Source organism: Blastomonas sp. AAP25 (assembly GCF_001295965.1).
Lineage (GTDB): Bacteria > Pseudomonadota > Alphaproteobacteria > Sphingomonadales > Sphingomonadaceae > Blastomonas > Blastomonas fulva.
Genome location: NZ_LJHP01000001.1, coordinates 266,645 through 285,309, shown reverse-complemented (window position 1 = coordinate 285,309; position 18,665 = coordinate 266,645). Strand labels below are relative to the sequence as shown.

15 protein-coding genes are annotated in these 18,665 nt (G+C 65.4%); 5 read left to right on the top strand and 10 right to left on the bottom strand.

Annotated features, from left to right (window positions below; genetic code table 11):
- Positions 1-366: 366 nt before the first annotated feature.
- Positions 367-1,464 (top strand): cobalamin-independent methionine synthase II family protein, encoded by a 1,098-nt coding sequence (locus tag IP68_RS01370; protein ID WP_197275693.1) that lies wholly within the window; start codon positions 367-369, stop codon positions 1,462-1,464.
- A gap of 138 nt (positions 1,465-1,602) precedes the next feature.
- Here the strand turns inward: IP68_RS01370 and IP68_RS01365 are convergent, their stop codons facing one another.
- The 9 genes from IP68_RS01365 to IP68_RS01325 form a co-directional block, all read right to left on the bottom strand.
- Entirely contained in the window at positions 1,603-4,419 is a 2,817-nt protein-coding gene (locus tag IP68_RS01365; RefSeq protein WP_054133151.1) for a CHAT domain-containing protein, read from the bottom strand.
- A gap of 212 nt (positions 4,420-4,631) precedes the next feature.
- Positions 4,632-5,354, bottom strand: a complete 723-nt coding sequence (gene lexA, locus IP68_RS01360) for a transcriptional repressor LexA (protein WP_054133150.1) — start codon at positions 5,352-5,354, stop codon at positions 4,632-4,634.
- Positions 5,355-5,443: 89 nt separating this feature from the next.
- Positions 5,444-6,646, bottom strand: a complete 1,203-nt coding sequence (locus IP68_RS01355; RefSeq protein WP_054133149.1) for a molybdopterin molybdotransferase MoeA — start codon at positions 6,644-6,646, stop codon at positions 5,444-5,446.
- Positions 6,646-7,116, bottom strand: coding sequence for a cyclic pyranopterin monophosphate synthase MoaC (gene moaC, locus IP68_RS01350; protein WP_054133148.1), 471 nt, complete (start codon positions 7,114-7,116; stop codon positions 6,646-6,648). Before moaC ends, IP68_RS01355 begins: the two co-directional genes overlap by 1 nt.
- Positions 7,116-7,910 (bottom strand): indole-3-glycerol phosphate synthase TrpC, encoded by a 795-nt coding sequence (gene trpC / locus IP68_RS01345; RefSeq protein ID WP_054133147.1) that lies wholly within the window; start codon positions 7,908-7,910, stop codon positions 7,116-7,118. Before trpC ends, moaC begins: the two co-directional genes overlap by 1 nt.
- Positions 7,907-8,908, bottom strand: coding sequence for an anthranilate phosphoribosyltransferase (gene trpD / locus IP68_RS01340; protein WP_054133146.1), 1,002 nt, complete (start codon positions 8,906-8,908; stop codon positions 7,907-7,909). The genes trpC and trpD overlap by 4 nt, the downstream gene beginning before the upstream one ends.
- Entirely contained in the window at positions 8,905-9,525 is a 621-nt protein-coding gene (locus IP68_RS01335) for an aminodeoxychorismate/anthranilate synthase component II (protein ID WP_054133145.1), read from the bottom strand. The genes trpD and IP68_RS01335 overlap by 4 nt, the downstream gene beginning before the upstream one ends.
- Complete coding sequence (locus IP68_RS01330) at positions 9,522-11,045, bottom strand: anthranilate synthase component I family protein (protein WP_054133144.1); 1,524 nt, start codon at positions 11,043-11,045, stop codon at positions 9,522-9,524. The genes IP68_RS01335 and IP68_RS01330 overlap by 4 nt, the downstream gene beginning before the upstream one ends.
- Complete coding sequence (locus IP68_RS01325) at positions 11,045-12,988, bottom strand: peptidylprolyl isomerase (protein ID WP_054133143.1); 1,944 nt, start codon at positions 12,986-12,988, stop codon at positions 11,045-11,047. The genes IP68_RS01330 and IP68_RS01325 overlap by 1 nt, the downstream gene beginning before the upstream one ends.
- Positions 12,989-13,176: 188 nt before the next feature.
- On the opposite strand from IP68_RS01325, the gene tpiA reads away from it, so the two are divergent.
- The 4 genes from tpiA to IP68_RS01305 all read left to right on the top strand — a co-directional run bounded on the left by tpiA (position 13,177) and on the right by IP68_RS01305 (position 17,225).
- The gene (tpiA, locus tag IP68_RS01320) at positions 13,177-13,923 is read left to right on the top strand and encodes a triose-phosphate isomerase (protein ID WP_082382041.1); all 747 of its coding nucleotides are present in this window, start codon (positions 13,177-13,179) and stop codon (positions 13,921-13,923) included.
- Positions 13,924-14,048: 125 nt separating this feature from the next.
- Complete coding sequence (gene secG / locus IP68_RS01315; RefSeq protein WP_054133142.1) at positions 14,049-14,516, top strand: preprotein translocase subunit SecG; 468 nt, start codon at positions 14,049-14,051, stop codon at positions 14,514-14,516.
- 101 nt (positions 14,517-14,617) lie between these two features.
- The gene (locus IP68_RS01310) at positions 14,618-16,255 is read left to right on the top strand and encodes a CTP synthase (protein WP_054133141.1); all 1,638 of its coding nucleotides are present in this window, start codon (positions 14,618-14,620) and stop codon (positions 16,253-16,255) included.
- A 286-nt stretch (positions 16,256-16,541) separates the two neighbouring features.
- Positions 16,542-17,225, top strand: coding sequence for a Crp/Fnr family transcriptional regulator (locus IP68_RS01305; protein ID WP_054133140.1), 684 nt, complete (start codon positions 16,542-16,544; stop codon positions 17,223-17,225).
- 453 nt (positions 17,226-17,678) lie between these two features.
- Here IP68_RS01305 and IP68_RS01300 read toward each other — a convergent pair whose 3' ends face one another.
- Positions 17,679-18,164, bottom strand: coding sequence for an Hsp20 family protein (locus IP68_RS01300; protein ID WP_054133139.1), 486 nt, complete (start codon positions 18,162-18,164; stop codon positions 17,679-17,681).
- Between the last annotated feature and the right edge of the window lie 501 nt (positions 18,165-18,665).

Here is an 18,665-nt window from a genome sequence, read left to right as displayed (position 1 = left end):
TGGTCAAACGACCACTATACACACCACCAGCACAGACGCCCGACACAAGGCGATACCTCATGTGCAAGATCCTCCATGCCATCCGCGTCCAGGGCTGATACATTTTTCGGCGCCGCGTCCATTTCCGAGATATTATCTCCTAGCCCGATCAGGGCCACCCTTCGCACTGCCGATCCCAAGGCAGCGCAGATGCCGCGTTTCGGCCCGGCAACAGCCTCTCTCACATATCAACAGGACTGATCGTATTGGATCGCTGCTATCACTTTGTGTGGTCCCTCCAAATGGGCGAAGGAGCGAGCTCAGCGGCCGTGAAAAGTTATGAGGAGGGCTAAATTGACCTATATCGCCACAACCCATGTCGGATCGATGCCGCGTGGACCCGAGCTGACCGCTTTGCTGCTCGCGCGCGATGCAGGCGAACCCTATGATGCTGCCGCGTTCGACACTGCGGTGTCCGATGCGGTCAATCGCTCGGTCGCGTTCCAGCGCGAATGTGGAGTCGACATCGTCAGCGACGGCGAAATGGGCAAGGTTGGCTATTCGACCTACATGATAGAGCGGCTGTCGGGCTTTGGCGGGCACGTCGATCGCAAGCCGGCCGCAGATCTGGCCGAAGTGCCCGATCTGGCGCGCAGGCTCTCCGCGATCATGGGCAGTCAGGAATTCGTTCGTGCCTCGTGCATCGGTCCGGTTAGGCTGGTATCGCTCGAGCCGCTGCACGACGATATCCGCCGCTTTCGTGCCGCGATGGATGCGCATGCGCCAGGCGGGCGTGGATTCATGAACGCGGCTTCCCCCGGGCTGATCACCGCCTTCCAGGTCAACCGCCACTATCCCAGCCACGAGGCGTATCTGGCCGATCTCGCCGATGCCATGCGCGAGGAATACGAGACGATCGTGGGTGCCGGGTTTGACCTGCAGCTCGACTGCCCCGATCTCGCGATGTCGCGCCATACCGGCTATCAGGACCTGTCCGAGGACGAGTTCCTCAAGGTCGCTGCCGCCAATGTCGAGGCGCTGAACGCTGCCACCGCCAACATCCCGCCCGAGCGGATGCGCATGCACATCTGCTGGGGCAATTACGAAGGTCCGCACGATCACGATATCCCACTCGAGCGCGTGGTCGACATCGTGCTCGCCGCGCGCCCGGCCACCATCCTGTTCGAAGGGGCCAACCCCCGGCACGAACATGAATGGACGGTGTGGCGCGATGCGAAAATCCCCATCGACAAGCGGCTGGCCCCCGGGGTCATCGACACCTGCTCGAATTATGTCGAGCACCCCGAACTGATTGCGCAGCGGCTGGCGCGTTTCGCCGGCATTGTCGGCGCAGACCGTATCATCGGCAGCACCGATTGCGGGTTCGGCACCTTTGCAGGCTATGGGAAGATCGACCCGCTGGTGACCGCCAAGAAACTCAAGGCTTTGCGCGAAGGCGCTGATCTTGCAGGCGCGAGGCTGTAAGTTCGGTCGAGCACCACACGGCCGAATGGGAATGCGCGCGCCTGATCGCGATTTGCGTCAATCTTGGCGACCAACAGCGTTGGGCGGTAATTGAATTGCGCGATCTTGCTGATGCTTACCGAAAGCCCGCCCGGTCGTTCAATTGGCTTCGAACAACTCGAACACCGCCCACAGCGCGGGTTTGTCGATTGCCGGTTCGCCGTCCGATCCCTTGCGGACCTGGGCGATCGCGCGGCGCAGTGCCTCGGCCGGCGCCAGGCGGTTGTTCATGCCGCGCACGGTGCTGACCGACAGCCGCCGGGCGACATCATCGCGCACCGGCCAATGGCTTGCCAGCACGCGCTCGGCCCCGGCGAGGAAGAAGCCCTGGACCAGCCCTGCCAGCTGCGGGCGATCGGTCGAGCTGGTTGCTGCGGTGTTGCACGCCGACAGGATCACCAGCCCGGCAGGCAGGTTCATCGCACCGATCTCGCTGGGCTTGAGCAAGCCGTCGTCGTTGCCTGCGGGCGACAGCAGCAGCGCGGGTTCGCTCAACCCGTCGAGCTCGCCAGAAAGCAGGCCATGGGTGGCAAAGGCCAGCACCGCGCCGGGCGGGACAGTGGCGCGGCGTAATGCCTCTTCGGTGGCGTCATCGCCGACCAGAAGCTGCGCAGACCCGGTGCCGATCGCCTGGCCGAGCGCGGCCAGTTCGCGCCGTGAATCGGGCAGGTCGGGCAGATCGGCAATCGTCCTTGCGGTGCTCGCCGAGCGCATCGCCATCAAGGTTCGCGCGGGCGCGCCTTTTACGCCGCCAAAGGCGATGAGTGTGTTGCCGGTGGGCGCGAAGGCCGCCGTCCGGCCGCGTGGCACGCCCACCCGCCGCACTATGGTCGATTTCTCCATGAGCAACCCACGGCCGGCGCGATCGGCCGACAGCAAACCGAAGGGGAGGGACCCCAGCGAGCCGTTGGCGGTCACGTAAAGCTGACGCGCCGAGCGCACCAGCGCTGCGGTTTCGCCCGGGAAAAGCGCTGCAAACAGCTGCGACGATGCGGCCCGGTCGAGCACGCCATCGCCCGTCGGATCAGCCACGGCGCGCAGCTGCGCGACGAGCGCGTCCACCGGAGCATCGGCGCCGACTAGGGTCTGCAGCACGCGTCCGGCATCCAGCGCGGTCACCAGCCAGCTGTCGCCGATATCGGTGATCATGATGCTGACGTCGCCCCGCGCGCCGGTCGCCTGAATGTCCTTCACGCTTGCGGGGGCAAACATCAGGCTGTTGCGCTGCTCGGGGGTCAGTCCGGCATCGAGTGCAGCGATCTCGCTGCGGTTTCCGGCCAGATCGTTCGAAACGCCCGCCAGATCAAACTTCGGATCTGGGCGCGCGCCATTGGCATCGATCCGTGCCTCCAGCCCCTGGCGCGCCGCCACCAGTTCGCGGCGCCGCACCAGCAGGCTGGCAAGCTGGGGGTCTGCCTTGGCGGAGAGCTCGCTCGCCGCGATCGCCAGCGTGTCGTCGAGCGCGGTGCGCGCCGCCCATTGCTGGGCGCGGAAAGCATCGTCTGCCGCACCGCGCCGCGCGAACACCTCCGCCAGCCAGCCATAAGCGGGCCGCTGGCGTTCTGCCTGGGCGGACCCGCGGGCAAGCTGCGCGTTCAAGGCCAGCGCCTCGAAAACCTGGCGCGCCTCGGCGACGAGCTCGGTTGCCGGGCGCAAGTCGCCGCGGTCCTCCACGCGCAGCAGAAATGCCCGAGACAGCAGGAGATCTGGATGGTCGGGGGAGAGCGCCTTGCTGCGCAAGTCCACGGCCTGCGCGGCTGCATCGCGCGCGGTTGCCCAATTCTCGATCGCGAAGGCGGCCTTGGCGAGATTATCGCGCGTATTGGCGCGGTCCCTGTGGCCATCGGGCAGCCGCGCATCGCGCACCGCCAGCAGCTCCCTGGCCAGCGCTTCGGCCTGCGCACCCTGGCCGAGCGCGATCAGCGCAACCAGCCGCGTATCGCGGGCCACCAGCGACCGGTCGCTCTGCGCGCCCAATTGGGCATCGATGATCGGCGTGGCATAATCGAGAAAGGCGAGGGCATCCTTGTGCTGCCCGGCCCGCACCAGCGCCTGGGCGAACTGCGTCCGCATCGTCGCACTGTTCTGGTTGGGGCCGCCATTGGCCTTTTCGATCAGTTCATAGGCCTGCCGAATCGGCGCCATGGCATCGTGCGGACGGTTGATCCGCATGAGGATCGCGCCGAGATTGGCGTAGAGGTTGGCCATCGCCGGGTGATCGGTGCCGAGGGCGCCGCCTGCTTGCGCGATGCCTTCCTGCGCGGTGACGATGGCGTCTTCGGTGCGCCCGGCGGAATAGAAATAGACGACCCGGTTGGCGCTCCAGATGGCGACGTCCTGCGGGACGGGATCCAGCGCGAGGCCAATGCGGATCGCCTCGGCGTTGCGCGCGAGCGCGTCATCGAGACGGCCATGTTCGAGATACGACGCTGCCAGGTTCGACAGCGTTACGGCATGGTCGCGAATGCCCTGGCTTGACGGATCGCTGGCATATTCGGCGGCGAGCTGTTCGTTGATCGCCAGCGCACCGGCATGATCGCCCTTGAAGTTGAGGATATAGGCGCGCAGGCTGAGCGCATTGCGCCAGTCCGCCTTGTATCCCTGCGCGCCCGCAAGCACGGGGATGATCCTGTCGACCTCGGCTTTGGCCGGATCCATCTCGCCCGAAGCAGCCAGCGCCTGGGCGACGTACAGCGCGCGTGCGGCGATCTCGGGATGGCCGGCAGGATAGAGCCGCCGTGCCTCGGCGAGGGTCTGGTCGGCGATCTTGCGATAACCCTCGACATCGCTGTTGGCATCGGCGGCCTCGAACTGCGTGATCAGGGCGTCCAGCCTCGTGCGATCGGGTGCGGCATGGGCTGGTGCCCCCAGAAACAGACCGATACCGCTCGCCAGTGCCACTGCAGCTTTGATCATAGGGGCCCCCCGGTTCTCGATCGCAGACTCGGGCAGCTTGAACAGCCGTCTTCCAAATGAAAAGCGATTTCTTGCACCTGGGACTGTAGCGAAAACGGGACAGCCCGGTGCTGGCCCGGTCAACCTCCAAGGTGGCGCGGGTGCCGTGCAGTGCTCAGCGAGGCCGGCATCCCGCCGATCCGTGCCATGCGGCATCGGATCGGCGAGGCTGGTCAGTGATAGCGGCGAAGCAGGCCTGCAAGCTTGCCCTGCACCTGCACTTCGTGCGGCGCATAATATTGCGGATCATAGGAGGCATTGGCCGGATCGAGCCGGATGCGGCCGTTTTCGCGGCGCAGATATTTGAGCGTTGCTTCTTCGCCGCGGACCAGCGCCACCACGATCTCGCCATCGCGCGCCGATTCCGTGCGCAGGATCAGCGCGAAATCGCCATCGAGAATCCCTGCCTCGATCATCGAATCGCCCGACACCTCGAGCGCATAATGCTCGCCGCTGCCCAGCAGCGCGGCGGGCACGGGAAGGATTTCGGTGCCCTCGAATGCTTCGATCGGTGCGCCCGCAGCGATCCGGCCATGCAGAGGAATTTCCAGCACATTGTTGTTGGCAGCGACCGGCGGCTGCGCCTTGCGCACCGCATCCATGCTGACGATGTTGCTCTTGGCCGCATCGGTCTTGGCAGCGGCGGCCGCGGCCAGTTCCTTGGCGCGCGGCTTGACGCTCGCTTCGGGCAGCTTGAGGATTTCGAGCGCGCGCGCACGGTTGGGCAGACGGCGGATGAAACCGCGTTCCTCCAGCGCACTGACCAGCCGGTGGACACCCGACTTCGACTTGAGATCCAGCGCTTCCTTCATCTCCTCGAACGAGGGGGAAATGCCGTCTTCCTCCAGCCGTACCTGGATGAAGCGGATCAGATCGTGTTGTTTGCGGGTCAGCATGCTGAATGTTCCTTTCTGCGCCGGTGGGTCGGCGGCCGAACGAATACGGAACAATTACGAAACAAAGCCGGTCAGGTCAAGACCTTGTGTTACGCCCCGGAGCGAAGCGCAATATAGTCGAGCAGGTCGCCGGGCGCGGCTTCAGGCTGGTGCACGGCGCGAACGACCAGCGCATCGGCGGCATGCAAGGAGGACAGCGCGCCGCTGTCCTGGCTCGATACCGGGAACAGCCGCCCGCCATCGATCTGCGCGCGCATGAAGTCCTGGCGGGTGCCATTTGCGGGGAAGGTGGTGCCGGCCCTGGCTTGCGAGATATCAGGCAGAACGTGCTGATATCCGGCGAAGGTCCTGACCAGCGGAAGCAGCAGCAGCAGCGCGGTGACATAGGACGACACCGGATTGCCCGGCAGGCCCAGCACGATGGCATCGCCCATCCGCCCGACCATCACCGGCTTGCCCGGGCGCATCGCGATCCGCCAGAAATCGAGCGTTCCGCCGCTCTGGAGCAGTGCGGGCTGGATGAGGTCGTGGTCGCCTACCGAGGCGCCGCCGGTGGTGACGATGATATCGGCGTCGCGGTGGTCGGCGAGCGCCGCTGCGATGATATCGAGCCGGTCGGGCAGCAGCGGCGGCATGGTGATGTCCACCGGAAGCCCCTGCAGCATGGCCGAGAGCATGATGCCGTTGCTGGCCGGGATGTGCGCGGGGCTGGGCAGCGGAGTGCCGGGCGCGACCAGCTCGTCGCCGGTGCTCAGGATCGTCACACGCACCGGCGCGTGAACGCTGAGCGTGCCGTGCCCAGCCATCGCAGCCAGCGCGATCAGCCGAGCGTCTACCCGCGGGCCCGCCGCAGCGAGCAGCGCACCTTCGGCAAAATCATGCCCCGCGCGGCGAATGTGTGCACCGGGTCGCGCGGGTCCGTCGCCGGTCAGGATCAGCGTGGCGCCATCGATGCCAGTGTCTTCCTGCACCACCACCGCATCGGCATCGGCAGGGACGATCGCGCCGGTGGAGATGCGTATCGCTTCGCCTGCGCCCATCGCGCCATCGAAAGGCCGCCCGGCGGCGCTTTCGCCGATGACCGTCCATGGGCCGGGCAGGTCGACGGCGCGCACGGCATAGCCATCCATCGCGGACAGGTCGGCTGCCGGCTGGCTGCGCCAGGCAACCAGTGGTTCGGCGAGGATATGGCCGTTCGCCTCGAGCAATCCGACCGAGTTGGCAGGCTTTGTGGTGGCGAGCGCGAGCAGCCGCTTCTGTGCCTCGGCCAGCGCGATCAGGCCGCCCGCCATCAGGGCGCGATCCAGTCGCCCGATTTGCCGCCGCTCTTGGCGAGCAGACGGACGGGGCCGATAACCATGCCCTTGTCCAGCGCCTTGGCCATGTCGTAGATGGTGAGCAGCGCGATGCCGGCGGCAGTCAACGCCTCCATCTCCACCCCGGTCTTGCCCGAAGTGCGCACGCGGGTTTCCACGCGGACGCCGGCGCCCGTATATTCGAACTCTACCGACACGCTGCTGATCGGCAGCGGGTGGCACAGCGGAATCAGGCTGCTGGTCTGCTTGGCCGCCATGATGCCAGCGATGCGCGCGGTGCCCAGCACGTCGCCCTTCTTGATGTCGCCCGCGCGGATCGCGGCGATCACCTCGGGCGCCATGCTGATGATGCCTTCGGCCACCGCCTCGCGCACGGTGTCGGCCTTGGCGGAGACGTCCACCATGTGCGCCGCTCCGCTGGCGTCGAGATGGGTGAGGTCGGCCATCAGTCCGCCGATCCGGTGAGCAGCAGCCGCGTTGCGCGGGTGATATCGTCCTGCCGCATCAGCGATTCCCCGACCAGAAAGCTGCGCACGCCATGCTGGCTCAGCCGCACGCAATCCTCGTGCGTGTAGATGCCGCTTTCCGATACGGGGATGTAACCTTCGGGGATCAGCTTCACCAGCCGCTCGGTGTTGGCGATATCGGTCTCGAAGCTGCGCAGGTCGCGGTTGTTGACCCCGATGAGCGGCGAGCGCAGCCTGAGGGCGCGTTCCAGCTCGTTCTCGTCGTGCACCTCGACCAGCACGTCCATGCCAAGGTCGAGCGCGGCGGTCTCGATATCCGCCATCGTCGCGTCGTCCAATGCGGCAACGATGATCAGCACCGCATCAGCGCCCAGCGCGCGGCTTTCGGCGACCTGCCAGACATCGACCATGAAGTCCTTGCGCAGGCAGGGCAGGTCGCAGGCGGCACGCGCGGCGAGCAGGAAATCGTCATGCCCTTCGAAATACGGCACATCGGTGAGCACCGACAGGCAGGCAGCGCCGCCCGCCTGATAGGCCGCGGCATGCGCTGCCGGGTCGAAATCGGCGCGGATCAGGCCCTTGGATGGGCTGGCACGCTTGATCTCGGCGATCAGGCCGAAACCGTCTTGCGACTTTTCCACCAGTGCCCTGGCAAAGCCACGCGGCGCTGTCGCGTCGGCCGCGCGGCGCTCCATCTCGGCCAGCGAGGCAAGGCCCTTGCGGCGTTCGACCTCGATTCGCTTGACCGAGCAGATTTCTTCCAGCTTGTTCATGCCGCGGCTTTCGTAAAATCAATCCAGCAGTCGAGCAGGGCGTTGGCCAGCCCCTTGTCGATCGCTTCAGCCGCCTCTTCGGCGCCGTCGGCCAGCGTGTCGACCTCGCCCGCGATCAGCAGCGCGGCGGCTGCGTTGAACAGCACCGCATCGCGGTAGGCTCCGGTTTCGCCCTGCAGCAGGCGGCGCAGCGCCGCAGCGTTGAACGCCGCATCACCGCCGCGGATCGCCTCGATCGGGTGCACCGGCAGTTCGGCGTCGCTCGCCTGCCAGCGCTTCATGATCACGCCGTCCGCGCCGATATCGGCGACCTCGTTGCCGCCAGCCAGCGACAGCTCGTCGAGCCCTTCGTCGCCCGATACGATCAGCGAATGTTCGGTGCCCAGCATCTCGAGCGCTTCGGCATAGACGTGCACATAGCCGGGGCGCGCGATGCCGATCAGCTGGCGCCTGACGCGAGCCGGGTTGGCGAGCGGTCCCATCAGGTTGAAGATCGTGCGCTTGCCGATCTTCTGTCGGATCGGCTGGATGCGCCGCATTGCGGGGTGGTGGTTGACCGCGAACAGGAAGCAGATGCCGATCTCGGCCAACGATTGCTCAGCCGTTGCTCCTGCGGCTGCCATGTCCATCCCCAAAGCCTCGAGCGTATCGGCGGCGCCCGCCTTGGACGAGGCGGCGCGATTGCCGTGCTTGGCGACGGGCACGTCGCAGGCGGCGACGACCAGCGAGACGGCGGTCGAGACGTTGAGGCTGTGGTGGCCATCGCCGCCGGTGCCGCAGACGTCGACCGCACCTGCAGGCGCGGCGATGGGGATCATCCGGTCGCGCAGTGCCTGCGCAGCGGCGGCGATCTCGATCGCGGTCTCGCCGCGCTCGGACAATGCGATCAGAAACTGCGCGATCGCCTCGTCATCGACCGTCCCGTCGAGGATCGCGGTGAAGGCCTCGGCAGCGGCGTCGCGGCTCAGCGGATGGATGGTGTCGGGCAGGCGGGTCATGCGAGCAGCTCCGCGCGCATCGGGCGGACATCCAGCCCGGCGATCGTCATGAAATTGGCAAGCATCCGGTGGCCGAACTGCGTCGCGATGCTCTCCGGGTGGAACTGGACGCCATGGATCGGAAGGGTCGCGTGGGCAAAGCCCATGACATGCGGCGTCGTGCCGTCCTCCACCGCGACCCGCGCATTGACGTGCAGCTCGGGTGGCAGGCTGGCTTCGGGCACCACCAAGGAGTGATAGCGCGTCGCCTGGAAGGGCGAGGGCAGGCCTTTGAACATCCCGCTGTCATCGTGCACCACCGGCGAGGTCTTGCCGTGCATCAGCCCGCCGCGGATCACCTCACCGCCGAAATGCTGGCCGATCGCCTGGTGGCCCAGGCACACACCGAGCAGCGGCTTTCCGGCATCTGCACACGCCGCGACCAGATCGAGCGAGATCCCCGCCTCGTTGGGGGTGCAGGGGCCGGGCGAGATCAGGAACGCCTGCGCGTTGGTCGCAATCGCCTCGCGCGCAGTAAGCGCATCGTTGCGCTCGACGCGCACGTCGGCACCCAGCTCCATCAGGTAATGGACCAGGTTGTAGGTGAAGCTGTCGTAGTTATCGATGACAAGGATCATTGGCCGTATCCTGCTTCGCTGGCCAGCCGCAGGGCTTCGCGCGCGGCGGCGAACAGGGCGCCGGCCTTGGCTTCGCATTCGCGCTGTTCATATTCGGGAACGCTGTCGGCGACGATGCCTGCGCCCGCCTGGACATGCATCGTGCCATCGCGGACAATCGCGGTGCGCAGCACGATGCAGCTGTCGACCGAGCCATCGGGGGCGAAATAGCCGACGCCGCCCGCATATGCGCCGCGCGTCTCGGGCTCCAATGAGGCAATGATCTCGCACGCGCGCACCTTGGGCGCGCCGCTGACCGTGCCTGCCGGGAACCCTGCGAACAGCGCATCGATGGCATCGCGGTTGTCCACCAGTTCGCCTACCACGTTGCTGACGATGTGCATCACATGGCTGTACTGCTCGACCGTGAAGCTGTCGGTGACCCGCACCGTGCCCGCTTTGGCGACCCGCCCCACATCGTTGCGCCCGAGATCGAGCAGCATCTGGTGCTCGGCGAGCTCCTTGGGGTCGGCGAGCAGGCTGGTGCGGTTCTCGATGTCTTCGGCAGGCGTCTTGCCGCGCGGGCGGGTACCGGCGATCGGACGGATGGTGACCTCGCCATCGCGCACCCGGACCAGGATTTCGGGGCTCGACCCGATCAGTGCGAGCCCGGGAAGGTCGAGGAAATAGAGGAAGGGCGAGGGGTTCACCCGGCGCAGCGCGCGGTAGAGCTCGATCGGCGGAAGCGTGAACGGCGCTGTAAAGCGCTGCGCGAGCACCACCTGGAAGACGTCGCCCGCCTCGATGTAATCCTTGGCCTTGAGCACCATCTCGCCATAGGCACCCGGTGCCAGCACCGGGGAGGGGACAAGCGCCTGCGGGTCAGCTGCGGGGTCGCGCGAGGGCGCAGGCAGCGCCGCCTGCAGCGCGCGCTCGGCAGCATCGAGCCGGTCTTCGGCAGCCGCGATCAGGCGTGCGGGATCGACATCGCCTTCGGCCCAGACCGGTGCGATCAGGAACAGTTCGTCCTTCAGCCGGTCGAAGATCAGCAGCACCGTGGGGCGCACGAACAGCATGTCGGGCAGCGCAAGCGCGGACTGCGGCGCGCGCGGCAATGTCTCGACCAGCCCGATAGTTTCATAGCCGAAATAGCCCACCAGAAACGCCAGCGCGCGCGGCAGCTCGGGAGGCACGTCCATCCGGCATCGTCCGGCCAGCGTGCGCAGCGCCTGCAGAGATCCTTCAGCGCAGGGCGCGAACGCCGTCCGGTCGGTGGCCCAGGCGGGGTTGATCTCGGCGCTTTCGCCCGAGGCGCGGAACACCAGATCGGGTGCGATGCCAACAAAGCTGTGCCTTGCGCGCGTCTCGCCGCCCTCGACCGATTCGAGCAGGAAATCGCCGCGTTCGGGCTCGATCAGCTTGAGCGCTGCCGACACCGGGGTTTCGGTATCGGCGATACGCCGCCGCCAGATCAGCGCCGATCGGCCAGAGGCCAGCGCCTGCGTGGCGGGTTCGACATTGTGGCTTGCCGTGCCAACCATCAATTCTCTCGGGTGCGGCCGGTGAGCTGGTCCTTGACGCGCTTGATCGCCGCCGGATTGCGCTTCACATTGGTCGTGGCCTTCATCGCGGCCATCAGCTGCTGGCCATATTCGTCGGCGACGACCTGACCCAGCTGGGTGCGGGTGGCCTGCAGCAGCTCAGGCACCTTGCTGGCATCGCCACGGTTGATCTTGCTCAGATGCACGATGAACCATCCAGTGCGGTTGGGTCCCTCGAGCACCTTGGTGGTGCCTTCAGCCATGCTGAACAGCAGGGCCACCGGCGGCGGCACGCGGCCCTCCTGCTGCATGATCGTCTGGCGGTTGGTGGCAATCTGCTCGATCCCGGGCAACGGCACCTTGGCACCGGTCACCGCCTTTGCAAGATCGGCGCTGGTGCGCGACGACTTGGCGATGCTGTCGGCGAGTTTCTTGGCCGACGAAAGGCCCTGCGCAAGGGCCCAGTCGCGTGCGACGCGCTCGCGGATGCTGGCCAGCGGCGGCGGCGCGGCGCGCTTGATTTCCTGAACCTCGAAGATCGCGAATTCCTTGCCCTGCTGGACCTCAACCAGCTGGGGGCCGGCGTCCTCTTCAAGTCCGAACGCCACCGGCAGCATGGCCTGATAGGCGCCGATCGGGGCAAAGTCCGGGCGGCTGGGCGACTGGCCGTTGGCAAGCAGCTCGGGGCTCACTTCCAGGGTCAGCTTCTCGTCTTTGGCGATGTCTGCAAGCGAGGCGCCATCGGCGATGCGGTCTTCCAGATTGGCGGTGAAATCCGCAACCGTCTGGCGCAGTTTGTCCTGCGCAATCTCGTTTTCCAGCGTGGCGCGGACCTGTGCCAGGCTGCGTCCGGCAATCGCCGAGATGCTGTCGATGCGGACCACGTGCCAGCCCAGCGCCGATTTGGCAGGCGTCGCGACCTTGCCCGATGCGGCGGCGAACACGGCATTGGCGACCGCAGGCGATGCATCGCGGGTCAGCTCTTCCTTCGATCGCAGGCCAAGGTCGACCGGCGCAAGGCCCGCATCCTTGGCAGCGGCCGCCATGCTGGCGCCGCCGTTGATCTTGGCGGCAATCGCTTTGGCGGCGGCTTCGGTGGGGACGATCAACTGTTCAAGGTCGCGCTTTTCGGTCGCGGCGAATTCTGCCGAGCGCGTCTTGTAAAGCGCGGCGATTTCCGCATCGGTGACCTTCACCTGGTCGCGGAAACGATCGGTGATGAAGGTGGCATAGCGCAGCACGCGGCGCTCTGGAATGCGGTAGCGCGCGCCATTGCGCGAGAAGAAGCTCTGCAACTGCGCTTCGCTGGGCGCCGTCTTGGGCGCGAAGGCGGCAGACGGGACAAAGGCGATGTTGCCTTCACGGCCCTCCAGGATCAGTCCGGCATAAGGCAGCGCCATCTGCGACGCCATTTTGGAGCCGAAGGTCGCGGGGATCATCAGCTGATCGCTCAGCAAGCCGCGTTCGATATCGAGGCGAACCCGTGCCTCGGTCAGCCCCTGCTGGGCCAGCGCATTGCGGAACAGCGTCTCGTCGAAGCGGCCATCTGCGCCCTTGAATGCCTGGATTCCGGCGATTTCGCTGTCCACCAGTCGCTTGCTGGCGCCCAGCCCGATGCTCTGGCCGAATGCCGATGCGGCATAGCTGCCGACCATCTGTTCCAGGATGCGATCGATGCCGCCCTGCGCCTCGAACGCCGCCATGTCGAGCTGGGGGTTCTGCTGGCGGAACTGGTTGAAGGCGTTGCTCACGGTCGAGGAGAACTCCGCCGTGCCGATGCCGTCGCCGTCGATCTCTGCAACGCTTTCGCTGCTGACCCCGCCAAAGGTCGCCCCGCCGGTGACATCGGACGCGGCAAACGCCACCGCGATCAGCGCCAGAAAGATGAAGCTGATCGCCAGGCCGATCTTGGACTGGAAGAAGGAACGGAAGAAGCTGATCATCGAGAAGCCCGCAATGAGTGGCGCTGCCGGATGGCCGCACCTCGTGAAAACGCGCGCGAGCTTTAGGGGGCTTTGTCGCAGGCTTCAACCCTTCGCCTGGCGCGCCGCATCCGCCACTGGTCAAGCCCCGTACGATTTGCTAGCCGCCGCCCATAAATGGCAAATGGCACATCGGGGGACAGCTCAGCGTGACGCAGCACAAATCCTATATCGTCGGCAACTGGAAGATGAACGGCACGCAGGCCGATATCGCGATTTTGAAGGCGATTGCCGACGCGGCTGGCAGCGATAGCGCGGTCGATGTCGGCATCTGCCCGCCAGCAACGCTGATCGCGGCGTTTGCGCAAGCTGCTGGTGGCATCGGCATCGGCGCGCAGGATTGCCACGCCAAGGCGTCGGGGGCGCACACCGGGTGCTTGTCGGCAACGATGATCAAGGAGGCGGGCGCGAGCTTTTCGATCGTCGGCCATTCCGAGCGCCGCGCCGACCAGGGCGAGAGCGATGCCGATGTCGCTGCCAAGGCGGGCGCCCTGTATGAGGCGGGCATGGGGGCGATCCTGTGTGTCGGCGAGACTCTGGAGGAACGCGATTCCGGCAATGCGATCGCCATCGTCACCGGCCAGCTGGCGGCATCCTTGCCCGCATCGACCTCGGGCGATTGGCTTTCGGTCGCCTATGAGCCGGTCTGGGCGATCGGCACGGGCCGGGTCCCGGTGGCGGACGATATCGCCGCGATGCACGCCGCGCTGCGTGCGACGTTGACCGACAGGCTGGGCGCTGCGGGCGCAGGCGTCCGCATCCTGTATGGCGGATCGGTCAACCCCGGCAATGCAGAAGAAATTCTGGCGATCCCCGATGTCGGCGGTGCGCTGGTCGGCGGGGCCAGCCTCAAGGCGGAGACCTTCCTGCCGATCATCCAGGCTGCCCCGCGCTGATGCGATGCGTCGCGCCGGTCGTGCCGGCGCCCCGCAACAGTCCTTGGCCAGCGCTGGTTGCGCTGGCGAGGTCTAGTCGCTATGTGCGCGCCAATAGTTTTCCTTTTATCTGGGTCTGACCGTTCATGTCGTCGATTTTCCTGTTCATCACCATCGTGCAGACGCTGATTGCGGCCGCGATGGTGGGTGTCATCCTGATGCAGCGTTCCGAAGGCGGCGCGCTGGGCGTGGGCGGAAGTCCCAACGGCCTGATGTCTGCGCGCGGCGCGGGCGATCTGCTCACCCGGATGACCGCGATCCTTGCGACCTTGTTCGTGGTGCTCAGCATCGTGCTGGCGGTGATGGCGGCCAACATGCACTCGACCGGCGATATCGATACCTCGCTGCAGCGCGGCGCAGCGGCACCTTTGGCCGATCCGCTGGCAGCGCCCGGCCCGGTCACCCCCGGCCAGGCAGCCCCCGGAATGCCGGCCAGCAGCGACCCGCTGTCGGCCGCAGGCGCGCAGAATTCCGCGCCCGCCGAGGCCGCTCCTGCAGCCCCTGCGCCGGCCCAGACCGCTCCTGCCCCTGCAGGCGAGGCCCCCGCCAACTGATCTGCTCGCCGCATATCGGCGGCATGTGCACAGTTTTTTGTTTTTCATGCGGATTCGCGCGCTTGTCAGCCTTGCGCGTGAACGGCTAACGGGTTGCTCCCATGGCGCGTTTCATTTTCATCACCGGCGGCGTGGTTTCATCGCTTGGCAAGGGCCTCATGGCCGCCAGCCTTGGCGCTCTCCTCCAGGCACGCGGATACCGCGTGCGCATCCGCAAGTTCGATCCGTATCTCAACGTCGATCCGGGCACGATGTCGCCGTATCAGCACGGCGAGGTTTACGTCACCGATGACGGCGCGGAGACTGATCTCGACCTTGGCCATTACGAGCGCTTCACCGGCGTTTCGGCGCGCCAGTCGGACAACGTGACCTCGGGACGGATCTACCAGACGATCATCCAGCGCGAGCGCCGCGGCGACTATCTGGGTGCCACCGTGCAGGTCATCCCGCACGTCACCGATGCGATCAAGGAGTTCGCGCAGGCCGAAACCGAGGATCTCGATTTCGTATTGTGCGAGATCGGCGGCACCGTCGGCGATATCGAAAGCCTGCCCTTCATCGAGGCGATCCGCCAGCTGCGCAACGACATTGGCCGCGAGAACAGCATCTTCGTTCACGTGACGCTGGTGCCGTATATCGCGGCTGCGGGCGAGTTGAAGACCAAGCCGACCCAGCACAGCGTGCGCGAACTGACCTCGCTGGGCATCCAGCCCGATATCCTGCTGTGCCGCTGCGAAAAGCCGCTACCCGATTCGGACCGCGCCAAGATCGCCTTGTTCTGCAACGTCCGCAAGGAAGCGGTGATCCCCGCGCTGGACGCCAAGAGCATCTATGCGGTGCCCACCCAGTATCACGCCGAGGGCCTCGACGACGAGGTGCTACGTGCATTCGGCATCCATGACGCACCCGAGCCCGATCTGTCGCGCTGGACCGACATCATGGAACGCCACGAGCATCCCGAAGGCGAGGTGACGATCGGCGTGGTCGGCAAATATGTCGGCCTGCAGGATGCGTACAAGTCGCTGCACGAGGCGCTGGTTCATGGCGGCCTTGCCAACCGGGTGAAGGTCCACGTCAAATGGCTCGATGCCGAGCTGTTCGAAAAGCTGCCCGATGATGAGCTCGCAGCCGTGCTCGAGCCGATGCACGGCATCCTGGTGCCTGGCGGCTTTGGCGAGCGCGGCAGCGAGGGCAAGATATCCTCGGTCCGCTTTGCGCGCGAACGTGACGTGCCGTTCTTCGGCATTTGCCTGGGCATGCAAATGGCGTGCATCGAGGCGGCGCGCAACACGTCGGGAATTGCCGCTGCATCCACCACCGAGTTCGGCTCGACCGACGAACCGATTGTCGGCCTGATCACCGAATGGATGGGCGAATCGGGTCTGCAGAAGCGCAGTGCCGAGGGCGACCTTGGCGGCACGATGCGGCTGGGCGCGTTTCCGGCCAGGCTTTCGGGCAACAGCCGGGTGCGGGGCATCTATGGCAGCGACATGATCAGTGAGCGCCACCGGCACCGCTACGAGGTCAACACCGCCTATCATGACCGTCTCGAAAAGGGTGGTCTGGTGTTTTCTGGCATGTCGCCCGATGGCGTGCTGCCCGAGATCGTCGAGCGGCCCGACCACAGCTGGTTCGTAGGGGTGCAGTATCACCCCGAGCTCAAGAGCAAGCCCTTCGATCCGCATCCGCTGTTCGCCAGCTTCATCGAAGCGGCCGTGGCGCAAAGTCGCCTCGTCTGAACTCCGGGCCGCGCGCGGCGGCGCTTCCGGCTCGTCTCGACCATCGTCAGTGTGCTTGGCATCGTGAATGGGCTCGGGGCGCGGTCCACCCCGTGCCGACGGCGTTTTGCCCCAATTTACCACACCGCTAAATCTAGTTTTTACTCTATTTGACAGTGTTGTGCGTTAGCGCACAGCGGCGTAATGCGATTCGTGGGAAACGAAATCTGTCAGCGGCAAGGGCTGGTTGAAGCAAAGTTGCTCGACGGTTCTGATCGCGGACAGAAAGGAAGGGGTATAGCCAAACATGCACGCCAACGAGCTCGCCGAACTGCTGGCCAGCCACAGCCTGTTTGCCGATTGCGAAACCGACGAGCTTTCCGACATCATCCTGCGTGGCCACTTCGTGCGCTATCGCAAAGGCCAGGAGATCATGGGCCAAGGGGATGATGGCGACAATCTGCTGATCATCCTGACCGGATTTGCCCGGGTCAGCATGGTCGCAAGCAACGGGCACGAGATTGTGCTGGATTATGCAGAACCGGGCTATGTGATCGGCGAGATCGCATTTCTGGATGGTGGGCCGAGAACCGCGTCGATCGAGGCGCTGACCGAACTGACCGCCTTGTCGCTCTCGCGCCCGGCCTTCGAGGAAATCGCCGAACGCCATGTCGCGATGCCGCGGCGGATGCTGCGGGTGATGGCCAAGCGGCTGCGACAGGCGAACGACGTGATCGAAGCGGACCGGGCGTTCACCTCCGGACCCAGGCTGGCGCGCTATCTGCTGCGACTGATGGTGTCGGGAGCCAATGAGGGCAAACTCAAGCTGGACCTGAGCCAGAGCGAATTGGGGACGTTCGCGGGTTTGTCACGAGAACAGATTAATCGTCAGCTGTCCGCCTGGTCCGACGCCGGGTTGATTGAGCTGGAGCAGGGCAGGGTGAAGATCGTGGATCGCGAGACGTTGCTGGAGATATCCGAAGCCGCGTGACCGTCCTGCTTGCAGAGAGTTTTTGAGTTTTCCGGGGTTGGGCAAGGTCCATGCGACCCGGCCGAACCCGGCCCCGGAGAAAACCCCGCGTCCCAGTGGCGCGGGGTGACCAGATACCGATTTTTTCCGGGGATGGGTGCGGTAAATGCGACCCGGCCAATCCCGCCTCCGGGAAAAACAGCGTCCTGAGCGGGCGCGGAGGGCGGGCCCGAAAGGGCTCGCCCTCTTCTGTTTGGGGGGGATTCCCTCTCCCCTACCGCGTGCCGGAGGGGCAGGTTCAGCTTGCTGAACCGAGGTGGGCCTGAAAAATTTCGAAGAACTGAACAGGCCCACCCCGGCCTGCGGCCACCCCTCCCGCAAGCGGTAGGGGAGAAGAAATGGCATGCAAAAAGGGTGGGCCGTTGCCGACCCACCCCGTTGCAGTCTACCCTTTTAACCGGAAACGTTGCGGCGTCACGCCGCCTTGCTGTCTCCGTCTTCCTGGCTGGCGCCCTCAACCACGGACAGCTTGGGCGTGCCGCTGCTGATCGTGATCTTCTTGGGCTTCATCGCCTCGGGCACTTCGCGGACCAGATCGATGGTCAGCAGGCCGTCTTCGAGACCCGCATCGCTGACCCGGACAAAATCGGCCAGCTCGAAACGGCGTTCGAAGTTGCGGTTGGCGATGCCCATGTGGAGGAAGTTGCCGCGCGATTCGGTCTCCGCAGCCTTGCGACCCGATACCACCAGCAGGTTCTGCTGCGCGGTGATGTCGATCTCGTCAGCCTTGAATCCGGCGACCGCAATGGTGACGCGATAGGCGTCGTCGCTGTTGCGCTCGATGTTGAACGGCGGGTAATTATCGCCCTGCGCGGCCCGCGCCTGATTTTCCAGCAAGTCGAACAGCCGGTCGAAGCCAACGGTCGTGCGGCGATAAGGGGTAAAGTCGAAACGGTTCATCTTCAAAATCCTTTATATAAGCGATTTCATAGTTTTGAAGCCCATGTCTGAGGCGCTTCGGTAACAGTGAGCCACCCTGTTGGCGTGGCTCACATCGCAAATTTAGGATATCGCGAGGCGGTTTCAAGATGGATTTTTTGTCGGTCGATCCGCCGACAGGGCAGGCGCGGTACGCGGGCTGCAGACGAAAAAAGAGCGTCCGGCCCCCAAGACCCGGACGCTCTTTATCAGATCCATTGTGTCGCGCGCAGATGGCGGTTTCGCCATGATCGCAACGTTTGGACCCTGGTAACCGCCGCTTTCCCCAAAACGACGGAAACTATCCCCGAACCCATGGCCGTAGCCGCTTGATCCGCGTTGTCATGATTCCGTAATGCGGCGGCCGACGCTAGGGTTATTCGCGGCTTGCTTCCATTTTTGGTCCATTCTGTGTTCATTGTGCAACAGGCATGCGGATCATCCGGCATTGTCAGTTCCCAATGGGCTGGCTAGAGCCATAGC